This is a genomic window from Brochothrix thermosphacta DSM 20171 = FSL F6-1036, assembly GCF_036884295.1.
Taxonomy (GTDB): Bacteria; Bacillota; Bacilli; order Lactobacillales; family Listeriaceae; genus Brochothrix; species Brochothrix thermosphacta.
In genome coordinates this window covers 650131-665235 of sequence record NZ_CP145608.1, presented here as the reverse complement: position 1 = coordinate 665235, position 15105 = coordinate 650131, and the positions used below count along the sequence as shown (strand labels likewise).

Genomic DNA, 15105 nt, shown 5'->3' with positions numbered 1-15105 from the left:
AATCAGTGTTTTTAATAGCTTATTAAGATGATACCGTTCTGTCCAGCTTATTAAATCGATTAAAACGGGATTTTTGAAACAGCAAATAATAAAAATGGGATGGCTACCAAAGCAGACAAAGTACTCAGCGTGACCATGATTGCAGCATAATCTGCATCCGCACCACTCGCTCGCGCAATGACAGGTGCATTTGTCATTACTGGCATAGCTGATTGGATAATAAACACCTCTTTCATCAGCATGGGTATATCTGCAAAGTATACGAGCCCAATCATTATTGCTGGCGCAATTATGAAACGACCTAATAGAATCCCAAAGGCATCTTTTGATAAACGAACATTTTCAATTCCTGCCCGATAAATACAAATACCAATAAAGATCATTGATAACGGAGTTGTCATTCCACCAATGTATTTCATATCATCCATAATAAATTTAGGAAATTGGACATTTAATAATAAAAGTAAAATAGCCACTAAAAAAGCGATAAAAGGGGGCGAAAAAACACGTGATAAAACTGTTTTAACCGATGGTTTACCCATTTCACTGTTTTCGCCATCCTTACTAATCAAATAAACACCTAATGTCCAAAAACAAAGCGTATTTGCCATAAAATAAATTAGAACATACGGTAAACTACTTGTCCCAAATAACGCGAGGTTAACAGGAAGACCGATAAATAATGTATTTGAGTTTAAAAACATCGACGCAAACGTACCACGTCGTCCCTTTCTTACACGAAATATCCGCGTCATTAACAATGACACAATGAATAATATTCCCATTGATAATAACGGATACATCAAACCAGGAACAAGGTCAATTAGTTTATCTCTTGTGAAATCGGTGAGAATATTGTAAATCATATACATCGGTAAAGATACCACAATTACTAAACGTACGATAACACCCGTTGTGCGCTCGTCAAACCACTTTCGACTACATAGGTAATATCCTAACCCTATCATTACTAGAATCGTTAATATCCCTTCTGCGCCTTGCATAAGTATAGCCATTTTTTCTCACCCGCCCTTTTTAAAATACTATTAGTATACCACTGCTTGATTGCGTTATCTTCCTAAATCGAGAAATTTCATTAATGTCCTTTTATTTTTCTCTCTATTAAAAAAAGGCCAAACTTATGAGCTTTCAAAGATACGCCTACCGATTAAAAAATCGTTAATGATTCTTTTCAGTTCTTAATAAGCTTATGTGTTCTTTCAATTTAATAATTGCAACTACACGGTGCGTTACTTTACATTCATTCTGTTGTAGCATTAAATTAACAAACAAATAAAAAAACACAGGAGTAATGTTATGAAAAAAACGAGTAAGTATTTAATTGGTATTTTATCTTTCACTCTATTTTTCACATCTTTTTCGCCGATTGCATCTACCATTTCTGCAGAACGACTGGAAAACAAAAAATATTAGATAATACTTTTGAAAATGAAGATGTTGTTAGTGCTTCTTTAGATAACGAAGTAACTCAAAAAAATTATCATGTGAATTCGTCTCAAACTAAAGGATGGGGAAGTGTTGGCCGTATCTTAATAAAAAAATTCGGGAAAAGATACACAACCCAAGTTTTACCTAAAAAAATATATTCCAAGATGCCAAAATTCGTGAAGAAAAAAATTTCTCAAAAAAATTTCGTTGCCGGGTGGAGCACTTATGTATTATTAAGTCCTTTGGATGAAGTGAAATCTGGAGTATCCCAATTTCTACAAAAAAAGGCGTGCCTAGAATGATTGCTAACTCAGCTGGTTATATAGCTCAAGGAATTGTTTGGGCTGTCATATAATAGGAGTGTAAAATGAAGGAGTGACTTCTATGGATCAGCTGAAATTAATTTTTACGATAATTTTATCTATTATAATTACTGTGTTAAATTTTCATGCGAAGCAATATCTCACTTTTTCTATCATGTTAATTGTTGTCTTGTTACTTTTTACATTTTTTTCAAAAAGGGATTAAATAAACTACACAACTTTTAGATGTCAAAAATAAAATGCAAAAAAAACGAACTTATCTAATTTTGATAAGCTCGTTTTTTATTTTTTAAAAATTAAACACAAAGATAAAACATTAGACCCGCAATTTAATTTTCGTGAGATTTATGCATTTTCTTTAATTGATGCGATTGTTGTTGCATCTAATTGTGGTAATAATTTCAAGAGCATTTCTTTGGCTGCTGCATAATCATCCACATGTAAAATTGATTGACTAGTATGAATGTAGCGTGATGGCAAACCAATTACTGCACTTGGAATTCCGCCTTCCATTTTATGAACAGTTCCAGCGTCTGTTCCGCCTGGCGATACAAAGTATTGATAAGGAATGTGATTATCCTTCGCTGTTTCTAACATAAAATCACGTAACCCTCGATGAGTGATCATCGTACGATCATAGATACGTAACAAGAATCCGCCGCCTAATTGACCAAATTGACTTTTATCGCCTGTTGTATCATTAGCTGGTGAAGCATCTAATGCGATGAACATTTCTGGTTTAATCATGCTTGCTGCTGCTTCAGCGCCTCTAAGACCAACTTCTTCTTGTACTGTCGCACCGATATATAATTCATGCGGTAATTTAATATTTTTCAACTCTTCTGCTGCTTCAATTGCTAAACCAACACCATAACGATTATCCCATGCTTTCGCTAAAATTTTCTTTGGGTTAGCCATAGGTGTGAATTCTGAAACTGGTGCGATTGGATAACCTGGTAAAATACCAAATGATTCCATAACTTCTTCAGCGTTGTCTGCACCAATATCAATCAATAAGTTAGCTGCTTTAACTGGTGCGTTACGTTCTGCTTCAGATAAAAGATGTGGTGGCACTGATGCAATAACACCGATTACAGGTCCATGGTCAGAAACGATTTGAACGCGTTGTGCTGACAACACATGTGGACTCCATCCACCTAACGTATCAAATTTAATCATGCCATTAGGTGTAATTTTAGTAACAATAAAACCAACTTCATCCATATGTCCGGCAACTAAAATACGTGGTGCTCCTGCATTTTCTTTTACGCCAAACAAGCCCCCTAAACCATCTTGTTCAAAACGATCAACATTCGGTGCCATCTGCTCTTTCATAAAAGCACGTACTGGTCGTTCAAATCCTGATGGTGCTGCCATTTCAGTCAAAGTTTTAAATAATTGCTGTGTGTTATTATTCATGTAAAATATCCCCCTAAAAAAAACGCAACAAATGAAAAAGCCATTCATTGCGTTTTAAATTATTATTTTGCTGTTGTTTCAAAAATAACTGTTTCACCAGCTGTTACATTACCTGGTTCAGTCCATACAAAGTCATATTCGTTATTGCTACTATTAGTAACAACAACTGGAATAACTGTTGAAGCTGCTTTTTCTTTAATTAATTCAAGATCAGCTTCGATGATTGGTTGACCAGCTTTAACGTGATCGCCTAATTTAACAAGTGTCTTAAAGCCTTCACCTTCCATTGCCACTGTTTCTAAACCAATGTGTACAAGAATTTCTTGTCCAAGTGCAGAGCGGATACCAAAAGCATGTTTGCTTTTTTCTGCAATTTGAATAATTTCGCCGTCTACTGGTGCTACAACGATACCGTTTGTTGGTTGAACACCAACACCTTCACCCATCATTTTTTGAGCAAATACTGGGTCTGGAACTTCTTCAATCTTAATTAATACACCTGTTACTGGTGATACAATTTTTTCATTTGTGATTGCTTTTTCTTTACCGAATAATTTTTTAAACATAATTTATATTTCCTCCTTAAATAGTTCTTTCTATCACATATATTATAGCATGACTTTCCACTATAATCGCTTATTTTAAACGGCACGCTCTCATTGTTGTCATAAAACAGTGAATTTTGTACAAAACTTATACAATTATTAGGCAAACGCTCTCACTTTTATAAAATTAGACTAATTTATGTATAACAAGTACAATTGTAATAGCTCTTAAAGAGTAAACAAGCTAATAAGGATGTGATTTTTTTGAGTGAGACTTTCTCAAATGAAGTAACAAATCAAATTACACGTTTCAATACCACTTTTAATAATATTGATTGGTCAAACATTATTGATACCATTATTAATGGTCTGCTATCCCTGATTTTCACAGTAATCATTTACTATATCGTACGCGCTATTGGGCAAAGGATTATTCGTAAAATTTTCGACAGTTATAGCAAGCGTGAAAATGTCAGCGAAAATCGTTCAAATACACTTTTAAGTCTAATTGAAAATGCTTTTCGTTATATCTTGATGTTTATCTTGAGCGTTAGTGTATTGAGTACATTTAACGTAGACGTACGTGCCATCATCGCTAGTGCGGGTATCGTCGGTTTAGCAGTGGCTTTTGGTGCCCAAGGCTTAGTAAGTGATGTTGTCACTGGTTTCTTTATTCTATTGGAACGTCAACTCGATGTGGGTGACAATATCACAGTTGGAGAAATTAAAGGGACTGTTGAGTTATTGGGGTTACGTACAACACAAATCAGAGATCTCAACGGGACAATTCATTTTATTCCCAATCGTGAAATTATGGTCGTAAGCAATCATTCTCGTGGGAATATGTTGGCGCTTGTGCGTATTCAAATTAACCCAAATGAAGATATTGATAAGGCTCTTGCTGCAATCGAGGAAACTACTCGTGAGTACACGAGAAATAATGCAAATATCGTCGATACACCTGTTGTGTCTGGTATTGTCGGTTATGAACAAGGTAACTTCGTTGTGACGATTTCAACTAATACAGTAAATGGATCACAATTTGTTGTTAGCAATGAACTTTATCAAAAAGTGTATCAAAACTTCCAAGCAAAAAAACTATTGATGCCTCTATCAATCGCACCAACAACATAAACCAAAATAAAAAAAAGAAAAGGCGAAAGCGCCTTTTCTTTTTTATTTGTCTAAACTTTTCAAGTAACTTGTAATAACACCCACTGCAAAAGGTAACGCCTCTTCAGTTGGTGACATTTTAGAATGATGCAATCCGTATGGCGTATCAATGCCTAACCAAAACATTAACCCAGGAATTTTATCTAACATATAACCAAAATCTTCTCCTGTCATTGCTTCACGACAAGGAACATAGGCCTCAGGAAATTGTTTTTCTAAATGATCGATAAATTCCTTGGTTACTTGTTCGTTATTGTAGACTTGCATATAGGCGGGACGCTCCAAACGCTCAATTTTACAATCATAGGCAATTGACATCCCCTCGATCAATTGAGCAATGCGTGCATTAACAATCGCCATTGTTTCTTTTGATAATGTTCGAATCGTTCCTTCTATCGCAGCTGTTTCTGAAATAATATTCATGGTGTTCCCAGCCGCAACTTTACCGATCGTAATAACTGCACTGTCTAGTGGGTCAATATTACGACTGATAATCGATTGCACTTGTGATACAAATTCACAAGCGGCAACTACCATGTCATTCGCTTTATGAGGATACGCCGCATGTCCACCTTTACCAGTGAAATTAACAAATAGCTCACTCGTATTGGCAAATAACAATCCTGGCTTCAAAGCGATTTTCCCTACTTCATATTCAGGAGCCACATGTAAGGCAAGTATTTGATCTGGCCACCATTCTTTCATCTCATCCGATGCCAACATTGGTTGAGCACCACCAGGATTTTCTTCTGCTGGTTGAAAATAAAAAACAACATCGTTTTGAAGAGGGGCCGTTACGATATTTGTAATGACACCTAACGCGATTGTCATATGCATATCATGACCACAGGCATGCATTTTCCCCAGATGTTTAGAGGCATACGCTAACCCTGTTTCTTCAACGATTGGAAGTCCATCCATATCGGCACGGTAACCAATCGTTTTTTTTGAATCTGTTCCTGAAATACGTACAAGTAATCCCGTACGCCATTTTTTCACGACCATATTCGCTTGTGGCAGTTGTGAAAGATAATCCAATAAATACGCTTGTGTCTTAAATTCTTCATATCCCAATTCAGGAATTTGATGTAAATCACGGCGTATTTTTTGCAAGTCAGTTAAGTTCATCGACGTTCCTTCTTTCTTCAACGTTTACAGTTCGCGTAATGCCGACATAATTTCTGTTTTAGAACGTGTTTTATCATCAATTTTCTTAATTTCACGTGCTGGAATACCGGCAACCACTGTTCCTGGTTCTACATCTTTAATGACAACCGCTCCGGCTGCAACAACAGAACCTTTACCAATACGAACGCCTTCTAATACAGTACAATTAGCGCCAATTAATACATCATCTTCAACAATGACTGGTTGTGCTGATGGCGGCTCAATAACGCCTGCAAGAACAGTACCTGCACCGATATGACAGTTATCGCCAACTGTCGCACGACCTCCAAGAGTAACGTTCATATCAATCATAGTGTTTTTACCGATAACAGCACCGATATTAATCAATGCTCCCATCATGATGACAGCATTATCACCGATTTCAACTTGATCACGAATCATAACATCAGGCTCAATACGAGCATTGAATTTTTTCAAGTCTACTTCTGGAATTGCTGAATTACGACGGTCATTTTCTAAAACATAATCAGAGATATGAGCAGCGTTTTCTGTAAGGAATGGTTCTACAACATCCCATTCACCAAAAATAACACCTGAAGTTGATTGAACAAAGTCTTTAATAGAGTCAGGATAAGTTATTTTATCTAAATCACCTTTAAGGTAAACCTTTACCGGTGTTGATTTTTTGCTTTCTTGAATAAATTTAATAATTTCATTTGCATCCATTTGCTTCATAATGTCATTCTCCTTTTTTATCAATTTATTATAGTGTGCCATATTTTAGAATATTTGCAATAGTCCTTTTTCTTTATCCAAACGTTCAATTAATTGTACAAACGCCTGTACTTGTGGCAGTTGGAAACTTTTTTTATACCCTAACAACCACGTATTACGATGTAAACGTTCGCCATCTTCTTGAACCAACGGCATCACATTTAGTTGCGTATTTTTACCGATAATGAGTTCTGGTAAAATCGTGTACCCAATGCCACTTAAAGCCATTTGTTTACACGTTTCAAGCTGATCAACAACCAATGTTTTACTAGGTAAACGATGAAAATGTTGTTGCCAATAATCCATTATTCCTTGATCATAATCAGAATCTGTTTTGAAGCGAATAAAAGGACGATCAGATGCCAATGTTTCAGCTGTTGTCGTATTATATTTATCGACTAAGCAAAGGTTATCTGCAAACAAAAAGCGCTTTTCACCTGTCCAATCCGATTCTCCTCGAGTAATTGCTAGGTGTACTTCACCATCTGCAATTGCTTGCTGTGAACGGCGGCTCCCGCCGGAATCAAGCTCGATATTAACATGCGGGTATTGTGCGATAAACTCTTTAAAAACATGCGGCAGCCATCGTTGAGCAACAATTGTACCCGAATATATCTTCAACGTCCCTTGAACAACACCTTCCATTGCTAAAAGTTCATCAAGTACCTGTTCTTCTTCTTCCAATACAGAACGAGCAAACTCAATAATTTTTTCACCTTGTGGTGTTAGCAATAGCCCTTTTCGAGTACGAATAAACAACTGTTTCTCCCACCGTGCTTCAATCGATTGAAGCCTTTGTGAAAGTGCTGGTTGTGAAATATAAAGGCGTTCTGCGGTTTTCCTCATGTTCAACTCTTCCGCTAACATATCCAATATTCTAAATTCTGTAATACTCATTTTTTATCATCCTTTGTTCGCTTTTTACTGATCAACAGGCTGATGAATAGCTTTCGCTAAACGCTTAAGTGCAACCCTACGTGTTACAATACCGACAAATTCGTTATCATCATCAACCACACATAAGAAAGAGTGATCAATTAAATGTTTTAATAAAATTTCAAATGAAAAACCTACACGTAACACTGGATAATCACGTATAACTACATTAGAAACTTTTACTTCTGGTAAATTTTCAAACAAAATACTTTCAACGCCCATTATATCATTCATAATACCGGCGTTATTAATCATACCAATATACTTGTTATCATAATCTAAAACAGGGATTAACGTATAACCCGTGTTTGTTAATACAAGTAGAGCATGTTCAAGACTATTATCTTCAAAGACATGTGCTACTTTGCTTGCTGGAATAACATAATCTTCCATTGCAAGTTCAAATTCTTCCTTTAATGAGTTATTCATTAATAAACGCCACCTTTAGTATTTGCTAAGAAGAGCTTACTACCATTTAACCACATTTCACAAAACTTCTAAAGCAATAAAAAAAACAAAGCAAACAGCTGTTCACTTTGTTTTTTTAAGTACTTATTGTTTACTGAGCATCTTGTAATAATTCAAAGATATCAATTGCTGCTAAATCAATGTTATCGAATTGATATTTTTGATCCTCTTCCAAAATAACAATTTCGAATGATTCAGTTGCTTGGTAATATTTAACTTCACAAATTGCTTTTCCTTCTCTTTCAAAACGACGTTGTTGTACTTCAACAGAATCGTCCTCTTTCATAGCGTTCAAACGTTGTATAATACCTGCTAATTGAGACAAGTAAAAAACCCCTCTCTTCTCATTGAAAAATTTGCTTTAAAAATCATCGCATGTATTATCTTATCAGATATTACACTTTTTTTCACTAATTAAAGATGGTTTTTTTTTACTTTATTTTATATTTAACTGTTGTTTTTGTTCACAATATTTGTTAGTAGGCGTTGTGTTTCACAAATAGCACAGGTTAACACTTTATTGCGATGATAACCAACAAATCGATATTTTTCTTGATTTACCTCTGCATAAATTTCTCCCCAAGAGTTCACTGGGCTAAAGCCGACAATTTGAAACAAAATTGGCGTCCCATTTATTTTCGTTTGGAAAAAACAGATTTGTTTATTGTTCGACATAACTCACAGCTCCTCTTCTAAATGATAATAATTATCATTATCACTTATAATACTAGAATTCGTTTTTTTTATCAAGCCATAATTTTTATCTTCATCTGTTTGATAGTTATGATAAAATATAAATTAATTACATAACACAATACAAAGGAGTTGTTTATGAATGGTTTTACCTTTAAATAGATTAGTTGATGACATTGAAATTTCTGGCATTCGCCAATTCAGCGAAAAAGTTGGAATAATACCTAACATTATCCCACTTACTTTAGGCGCTCCTGATTTTCCGACACCAGATCACATCAAAACAGCTGCTAAAGCTGCTATTGATAATAATATTACAAACTATACGCCAAATGCAGGCTTTTTATCTACACGCCAAGCGGCTGCTGCTTATTTCAAAAAGAAATACAGTCTTGATTATGATCCCTTATCTGAAGTGGTCATTACAGTTGGTGCGACTGAGGCAATTTCACTTGCACTGAGCACTGTTTTAAACCCCGGTGACGAGGTTTTAGTGCCAGACCCTCTCTATCCTGGTTATACTGCCCCGATACATCTTGCAGGGGCTGAGATGGTCGTTATGGACACGACGGTTACTGAATTCAAGGTAACACCTGCTATGTTAGATAATTATGTCACTGAGAAGACAAAGGTTTTAATTCTTGCTTATCCGTGTAACCCAACAGGTGTTACCTATACAAAAGAAGAAGCCATTGTTCTTGCAGCAAAAATCAAAGAATTAGGTATCTATCTGATTGCAGATGAAATCTATAGTGAGCTAACTTATGGTGAAGAACATTATTCGCTTGCTCGTGAGATTCGTGAACAAACAATCGTATTAAATGGGCTTTCTAAATCGCATGCGATGACCGGTTGGCGTATCGGTGTCTTAATGGCACCCGAATCGATCGTAAGACATGTCTTGAAGATACACCAAGTCACAACAACTTGTGCCACAAGTATTTCGCAAATTGCTGCAGAAGAAGCCTTCAGCAATGGTTTTAACGATTCACTGGAAATGCGTGAAGCTTATCGCCAAAGACGCGATTATGTTCAACCTCTTCTCGAGGAAATGGGCTTTGATGTTATCTCTCCTGACGGTGCTTTTTACTTCTTTATCAAACTACCTGAGTATGTGAAAGAAAACAGTTATGATTTTGCTGTAGCCTTTGCGGAACAGTATCAAGTCGCTATTATACCTGGTGACTCCTTTTCTCAAAAAGGGGATCGTTACCTCCGTATTTCTTACGCTGCTAGTATGGATCATTTAAAAATTGCTATGGAACGACTCAAACAAATGATGGCTCGTTATCATTAATTGCGAACCTTATCCGACAGTTAAAAATATTTACTTCCAATTTTTTTCAAACAAAAAAAGCACAAACTTTCTCAACAATAGAGGAAGTTTGTGCTTTTATTCATGTTTTTATGTTAACCCTCACGTCGGACTATGAAACGACGGATATTGTTATTAAACACTTCTGATAACATCAAACCAATTGCAATCGCTCCTGCTACCATACAAACATGTACGGTATTATTGATTGCAGATAAATAATCACCATTTACATATTCTCTTACGGCTGTCATTGCAATAAAACCGGGTACAAGTGGAACAATTCCTGGCATATTGAAAATAATCATCGGCATTTTCATATGTCGAGCCATTCGATCACTTGCAATGGCAACAGTAAAGGACGCCACTAATGTTGACATGATTTTCCCTGTTCCCATAAAAAGAAATGCTTCAAAAACAGTCCAACAAATAGCACCAATTATCCCACAGGCGATAAAGGCACGTTTAGGAATATTCAACAAAACACCAAAGGTGGCCACTGAAACAAAACTCAACGCAATGTGTAAAATATAAGTTAACATCTCAATAACCTCCTTAGTTCAATAAAAAGCGATATGTAATAGCAATCCCTATTGCTATTGATGCTGCTGATAAAATCGCTTCGACACCACGACCCATTCCTGATATTAAGTGCCCCGCTAGTAAATCCCGCACAGCATTTGCAATTGGCACACCAGGCACTAATGGCATCACTGCACCTGTTACAACAATATTCAATGTTGATACAATTGAATATTTAACTGCAAAAATCCCCATGGCGGCAATTGCCATTGAAGCAAGGACTTCAGCTAAAAATTTAATTTTTAATAATTCATCGTTATAGTAGAAAATCAAATAACCAATACCGCCAATAAACGCAGTCACAATAAAATCGGACCATACACCACCAAAAAGAAGCATTAAGGCGCCACTCACAATAAAAGCGGCAGTGAATTGAATCCATACAGGATAAAGATTATTCTCTGTATCCAATCGCACTAATTTTTTATAGGCTTCATCAAGAGAAATTTCTTTGTTGACAATTTCACGAGAAATTTGATTGGCTTCGGTTACTTTTTTTAGGTTTAACGTTCGCTTGGTGACCTCTTGTAGTTTAATACCTTCATCTTCAATTGTCATAAAAATACCTGTTGGTGTCGCAAAACTATTGCCTACCTCCGCTCCATCATAACAAGCATTGGCAATACGTTTCATTGTATCTTCTACTCGATAGTTTTCAGCACCATTTTCCAACATGATTTTACCTGTTAATACACAGATATCAATCACTCGTCCAGCTTTAATGCTCAATCAAACTCCTCCTTCCCGATGATTCTCATCGTTAAGCTAATGCCTTAATGATAACAGACCGATTGACGATTGAACATCTATTTATTCATGAAATAATAGTGATAAAGTGCTTGCGTTCCTTTTTCACTTAATCCACTATTCTCTAAAACTTCATAAAGCCTTTTCGCCGTCTGTAAACCAGGTAATTCAAAGCCGTTTTGAGCGGCTTCGTTACTAGCAATGGTCATATCTTTCACAAAATGTTTAATAAAGAATCCGGGTTCAAAATCATCAGCTATAATACGCGGCCCAAGGTTTGATAATGTCCAACTACCTGCAGCACCTGTTTCAATCGATTCCAATACGGTTTTTTCATCTAATCCCATTTTTTTAGCGTAAACAAGTGCTTCTACAACACCAAGCATTGTTCCTGCCACTGCGATTTGATTTACCATTTTGGCATTTTGACCGTTTCCTGCGTCGCCTTGATAAACAATCGTTTTGCCCATTTTTTCAAATAGCGGCAACACTTGCTCAAATGCAGCGCGTTCGCCACCTACCATAATTGATAAGGTCCCATTTTGCGCACCGATGTCTCCACCAGAAACAGGTGCATCTAATACATGTTTACCTAAAACGCTTGCTTTTGCACTCAGTTCACGTGCTAATGTTGGAGAAGATGTTGTCATATCAATAAAAATAGTACCTGTAGATGCTGCCCCAAGAATACCATCTGTTCCTAAATAAAGCGTTTCTACATCTTTTGGGTATCCGACCACAGTAAAAACAATATCTGATTGTTGTGCTAACTCTTTGGCAGTTTCACAATATGTAGCACCCGCATCAAGAACCTTTTGTGCGCGTTCTGCTGTTCTTGTATATACTTTAACAGCTGTTCCTTTGGCTAACAGTTGCTTAATCATCCCTGTACCCATTACACCTGTACCAATAAATCCGACATTTGCCATTGCTATCGCTCCCTTGCCTTTTAGCTTATCTTACCATTTAGACAGCAATAAAAAAACAATCAGCTAATTTTATATTATAAATCATTTTAATTTTTGTCTATTTCATTACTCTTTTAACGACATCCTCTTTTTGAGACAAAAAAACTACCCGATATAATTATCGGGTAGTTTGGAAGTTCATCTTATTTAAGATATTCATCCATTGTTGCAATTACATCTTCTTGAGTTGCACAGTTAATTGCTTTTTCAGCTAACTCTGCCATTTCAGTTGAAGATAATTTAGCAATTAATGAACGGGTTTTCAAGACTGATGATGCACTCATAGAGAATTCATCTAAGCCTAAACCTAACAACAATGGTACTGCTGTTTGATCGCCCGCCATCTCGCCACACATACCTGCCCATTTACCTTCTTTGTGAGCTGCGTCAATAACGTTTTTCACAAGACGTAAAATTGCTGGGTTATATGGTTGGTAAAGATAAGAAATATCTTGGTTCATACGGTCAGCAGCCATTGAGTATTGAATCAAGTCGTTTGTTCCGATACTCATAAAGTCTACTTCTTTAGCGAATTGATCAGCAATAATTGCAGCTGCAGGAATCTCGATCATGATACCAACTTCGATATCGTTAGATACTTTAATGCCTTCAGAAACTAATTTTGCTTTCTCTTCTTCTAACATTGCTTTAGCTTTACGGAATTCGCCTAAAGTTGCAATCATTGGGAACATGATTTGTAAATGACCATAAACACTTGCGCGCAATAAAGCACGTAATTGAGTACGGAACATATCTTGTTCTTTGAAGCATAAACGAATTGCACGCACGCCTAAGAATGGGTTCATTTCTTCTGGTAATTTAAGGTATGATAAGTTTTTGTCCCCACCAATGTCCAAAGTACGGACAACAACAGGAGCGCCTTCTTTAACACCTTCAAGCACTGCTTTATAAGCATCAAATTGCTCATCTTCAGATGGGAAGTTATCGCGACCCATAAATAAGAATTCAGTACGGTATAAACCAACGCCTTCAGCACCGTTAGAAATAACACCTTCCATGTCTCCAGGTGAACCAATGTTTGCAACTAAAAGAACTTCTTTTCCATCTTTAGAGACAGATTTTTCATTTTTTAGTTTTTCCCATTCAGCTTGTTGAGCTTCAAATGCAGCTTGCTTTTCTTGGTACTCAGCAATTTCTGCTTCTGTTGGATCAACAAGTACGTTCCCTTCAAGACCATCAACAATAATCATTGTACCGTTAGTTACTGATTCAGTAATAGAACCACTTCCTACGATTGCAGGAATTTCTAACGAACGCGCCATGATTGCTGAGTGAGAAGTACGTCCACCAATGTCAGTTACAAAACCTTTAACAAATTTACGATTCAATTGTGCTGTATCTGAAGGTGTTAAATCTTCAGAAACGACAACAACTTCACTATCGATCATTGTTGGTGATGGCAACTCAACATTTAATAAGTGCGACATAATACGTTTACGAACGTCACGAATATCAGCAGCACGCTCACGCATGTACTCATTATCCATCGATTCAAAAATTGTAATAAACGTATCAGTTGCATCTTGAAGAGCAGCTTCTGCATTGATGTTATTTTTAATATGTTCTTCGATTTGACCTGTCACTTCTGGATCTTGAGCAACAAGTAAATGTGCATCAAAGATGGCAGCTTTGTCTTCACCTAAGTCTGTTTTAGCTTTATCGCGAATTGCTTCCAATTCAGAGATAGAAACAGTAACAGCCGCTTCAAAACGTTTAATTTCGCTATCAACGTCAGTAATGTTCTTTTTCTCAAACGATAAATCAGGTTCTACAAGCAAATAGGCTGGTCCAACAGCAATACCGTCTGATGCTGCTATTCCGGTAAGTGTTTTTTTAGCCATTATTCTGCCAATCCTTCTTTCTTAAGTGTTTCAGTTAATCCAGCGATTGCTTCTTTTTCGTCAGCACCCTCTGCAGAGATTGTAATTTCAGCGCCTTTACCAATACCTAAAGACATAACACCCATGATTGATTTTAAGTTAACATCTTTGCCGTTGTAACCTAATTGAACATCTGAAGCAAACTTGCTTGCTGATTGTACCAATAAAGTTGCTGGGCGTGCGTGAATACCTGTTTCGTCGATAACAGTGAATGTTTGTTTTTCCATAATTAAAAATCTCCTTTATATATACAGTTGTGACGATTACATATTTTGCATAAGAACGGTTTCATTACTATTTTCATAAATACCTATCTTTAACAAAAAAATATAATCTATCCATACAAAGATTAACATTTTTAGCATTAATTCTCAACTATTTTCAAGCCTTTGTTGCTTTTTTTTTGTGAATTTTGAACATTTAATGGTTATATGGCGTGTATTTGCTCATTTCTTGTACTTTTAAAGAACAATTATTTAGTTATGAAAAAATTTCTCTGATGCATCATTTATTTACAAGTTATTTTCATAAAGCAAGAGGTTTTGAAAAAGATTCATTAATATCTCTTTTCGTTAATAAAAAAACACCAGTTAAATTTTATTTTCAATGATAATTAAAAAGATTTTCAGTCACAATTCAAAGCGAAAAGTGACTGAATTATCGTATTTTAACTATACCAATTTT

Annotated in this window: 16 protein-coding genes; 2 read left to right on the top strand and 14 right to left on the bottom strand. The window is 36.0% G+C overall.

What is annotated here, in order from left to right:
- Positions 1–59: 59 nt before the first annotated feature.
- The 3 genes from V6S17_RS03420 to V6S17_RS03410 form a co-directional block, all read right to left on the bottom strand.
- Positions 60–1016 (bottom strand): AEC family transporter, encoded by a 957-nt coding sequence (locus V6S17_RS03420; RefSeq protein WP_029090605.1) that lies wholly within the window; start codon positions 1014–1016, stop codon positions 60–62.
- Between the two features lie 1101 nt (positions 1017–2117).
- Positions 2118–3191 (bottom strand): M42 family metallopeptidase, encoded by a 1074-nt coding sequence (locus V6S17_RS03415; protein WP_029090606.1) that lies wholly within the window; start codon positions 3189–3191, stop codon positions 2118–2120.
- A gap of 62 nt (positions 3192–3253) precedes the next feature.
- On the bottom strand, positions 3254–3757 hold the full coding sequence (locus V6S17_RS03410) for a PTS sugar transporter subunit IIA (RefSeq protein WP_029090607.1): 504 nt from the start codon (positions 3755–3757) through the stop codon (positions 3254–3256).
- Between the two features lie 243 nt (positions 3758–4000).
- On the opposite strand from V6S17_RS03410, the gene V6S17_RS03405 reads away from it, so the two are divergent.
- The gene (locus V6S17_RS03405) at positions 4001–4870 is read left to right on the top strand and encodes a mechanosensitive ion channel family protein (protein WP_051457228.1); all 870 of its coding nucleotides are present in this window, start codon (positions 4001–4003) and stop codon (positions 4868–4870) included.
- Between the two features lie 42 nt (positions 4871–4912).
- Here V6S17_RS03405 and V6S17_RS03400 read toward each other — a convergent pair whose 3' ends face one another.
- The 6 genes from V6S17_RS03400 to V6S17_RS03375 all read right to left on the bottom strand — a co-directional run bounded on the left by V6S17_RS03400 (position 4913) and on the right by V6S17_RS03375 (position 8890).
- Positions 4913–6037 (bottom strand): N-acetyldiaminopimelate deacetylase, encoded by a 1125-nt coding sequence (locus V6S17_RS03400; RefSeq protein ID WP_029090609.1) that lies wholly within the window; start codon positions 6035–6037, stop codon positions 4913–4915.
- A 24-nt stretch (positions 6038–6061) separates the two neighbouring features.
- Entirely contained in the window at positions 6062–6772 is a 711-nt protein-coding gene (dapD, locus tag V6S17_RS03395) for a 2,3,4,5-tetrahydropyridine-2,6-dicarboxylate N-acetyltransferase (RefSeq protein WP_029090610.1), read from the bottom strand.
- 45 nt (positions 6773–6817) lie between these two features.
- Positions 6818–7708, bottom strand: coding sequence for a LysR family transcriptional regulator (locus V6S17_RS03390; RefSeq protein WP_029090611.1), 891 nt, complete (start codon positions 7706–7708; stop codon positions 6818–6820).
- Positions 7709–7732: 24 nt separating this feature from the next.
- On the bottom strand, positions 7733–8176 hold the full coding sequence (gene cbpB, locus V6S17_RS03385) for a cyclic-di-AMP-binding protein CbpB (RefSeq protein WP_029090612.1): 444 nt from the start codon (positions 8174–8176) through the stop codon (positions 7733–7735).
- A 130-nt stretch (positions 8177–8306) separates the two neighbouring features.
- Complete coding sequence (locus V6S17_RS03380; protein ID WP_029090613.1) at positions 8307–8540, bottom strand: YkuJ family protein; 234 nt, start codon at positions 8538–8540, stop codon at positions 8307–8309.
- 122 nt (positions 8541–8662) lie between these two features.
- Positions 8663–8890: a hypothetical protein gene (locus V6S17_RS03375; RefSeq protein ID WP_029090614.1), complete on the bottom strand. Its 228-nt coding sequence runs from the start codon at positions 8888–8890 to the stop codon at positions 8663–8665.
- A 160-nt stretch (positions 8891–9050) separates the two neighbouring features.
- Here V6S17_RS03375 and V6S17_RS03370 point away from each other — a divergent pair, with 160 nt between their 5' ends.
- Positions 9051–10205, top strand: a complete 1155-nt coding sequence (locus V6S17_RS03370) for an aminotransferase class I/II-fold pyridoxal phosphate-dependent enzyme (RefSeq protein ID WP_029090615.1) — start codon at positions 9051–9053, stop codon at positions 10203–10205.
- A 113-nt stretch (positions 10206–10318) separates the two neighbouring features.
- Here V6S17_RS03370 and V6S17_RS03365 read toward each other — a convergent pair whose 3' ends face one another.
- From V6S17_RS03365 to V6S17_RS03345, 5 genes are all read right to left on the bottom strand, one after another.
- A complete protein-coding gene (locus tag V6S17_RS03365) occupies positions 10319–10765 on the bottom strand; it encodes a threonine/serine exporter family protein (protein WP_036026744.1) in 447 nt (148 codons plus the stop codon).
- A gap of 13 nt (positions 10766–10778) precedes the next feature.
- Entirely contained in the window at positions 10779–11534 is a 756-nt protein-coding gene (locus V6S17_RS03360) for a threonine/serine exporter family protein (RefSeq protein ID WP_227001998.1), read from the bottom strand.
- 77 nt (positions 11535–11611) lie between these two features.
- Entirely contained in the window at positions 11612–12481 is an 870-nt protein-coding gene (locus V6S17_RS03355; RefSeq protein WP_029090618.1) for an NAD(P)-dependent oxidoreductase, read from the bottom strand.
- Positions 12482–12663: 182 nt separating this feature from the next.
- Entirely contained in the window at positions 12664–14382 is a 1719-nt protein-coding gene (ptsP, locus tag V6S17_RS03350) for a phosphoenolpyruvate--protein phosphotransferase (protein WP_029090619.1), read from the bottom strand.
- Complete coding sequence (locus V6S17_RS03345) at positions 14382–14648, bottom strand: phosphocarrier protein HPr (protein ID WP_029090620.1); 267 nt, start codon at positions 14646–14648, stop codon at positions 14382–14384. The genes ptsP and V6S17_RS03345 overlap by 1 nt, the downstream gene beginning before the upstream one ends.
- Positions 14649–15105: the final 457 nt, after the last annotated feature.

Excerpts from the sequence above, each read along its gene's own strand:
- V6S17_RS03420 (WP_029090605.1), bottom strand. The coding sequence starts at position 1,016 with ATGGCTATACTTATGCAAGGCGCAGAAGGGATATTAACGATTCTAGTA.
- V6S17_RS03415 (WP_029090606.1), bottom strand. The coding sequence starts at position 3,191 with ATGAATAATAACACACAGCAATTATTTAAAACTTTGACTGAAATGGCA.
- V6S17_RS03410 (WP_029090607.1), bottom strand. The coding sequence starts at position 3,757 with ATGTTTAAAAAATTATTCGGTAAAGAAAAAGCAATCACAAATGAAAAA.
- V6S17_RS03400 (WP_029090609.1), bottom strand. The coding sequence starts at position 6,037 with ATGAACTTAACTGACTTGCAAAAAATACGCCGTGATTTACATCAAATT.
- dapD (WP_029090610.1), bottom strand. The coding sequence starts at position 6,772 with ATGAAGCAAATGGATGCAAATGAAATTATTAAATTTATTCAAGAAAGC.
- V6S17_RS03390 (WP_029090611.1), bottom strand. The coding sequence starts at position 7,708 with ATGAGTATTACAGAATTTAGAATATTGGATATGTTAGCGGAAGAGTTG.
- cbpB (WP_029090612.1), bottom strand. The coding sequence starts at position 8,176 with ATGAATAACTCATTAAAGGAAGAATTTGAACTTGCAATGGAAGATTAT.
- V6S17_RS03375 (WP_029090614.1), bottom strand. The coding sequence starts at position 8,890 with ATGTCGAACAATAAACAAATCTGTTTTTTCCAAACGAAAATAAATGGG.
- V6S17_RS03370 (WP_029090615.1), top strand. The coding sequence starts at position 9,051 with ATGGTTTTACCTTTAAATAGATTAGTTGATGACATTGAAATTTCTGGC.
- V6S17_RS03365 (WP_036026744.1), bottom strand. The coding sequence starts at position 10,765 with ATGTTAACTTATATTTTACACATTGCGTTGAGTTTTGTTTCAGTGGCC.
- V6S17_RS03355 (WP_029090618.1), bottom strand. The coding sequence starts at position 12,481 with ATGGCAAATGTCGGATTTATTGGTACAGGTGTAATGGGTACAGGGATG.
- ptsP (WP_029090619.1), bottom strand. The coding sequence starts at position 14,382 with ATGGCTAAAAAAACACTTACCGGAATAGCAGCATCAGACGGTATTGCT.
- V6S17_RS03345 (WP_029090620.1), bottom strand. The coding sequence starts at position 14,648 with ATGGAAAAACAAACATTCACTGTTATCGACGAAACAGGTATTCACGCA.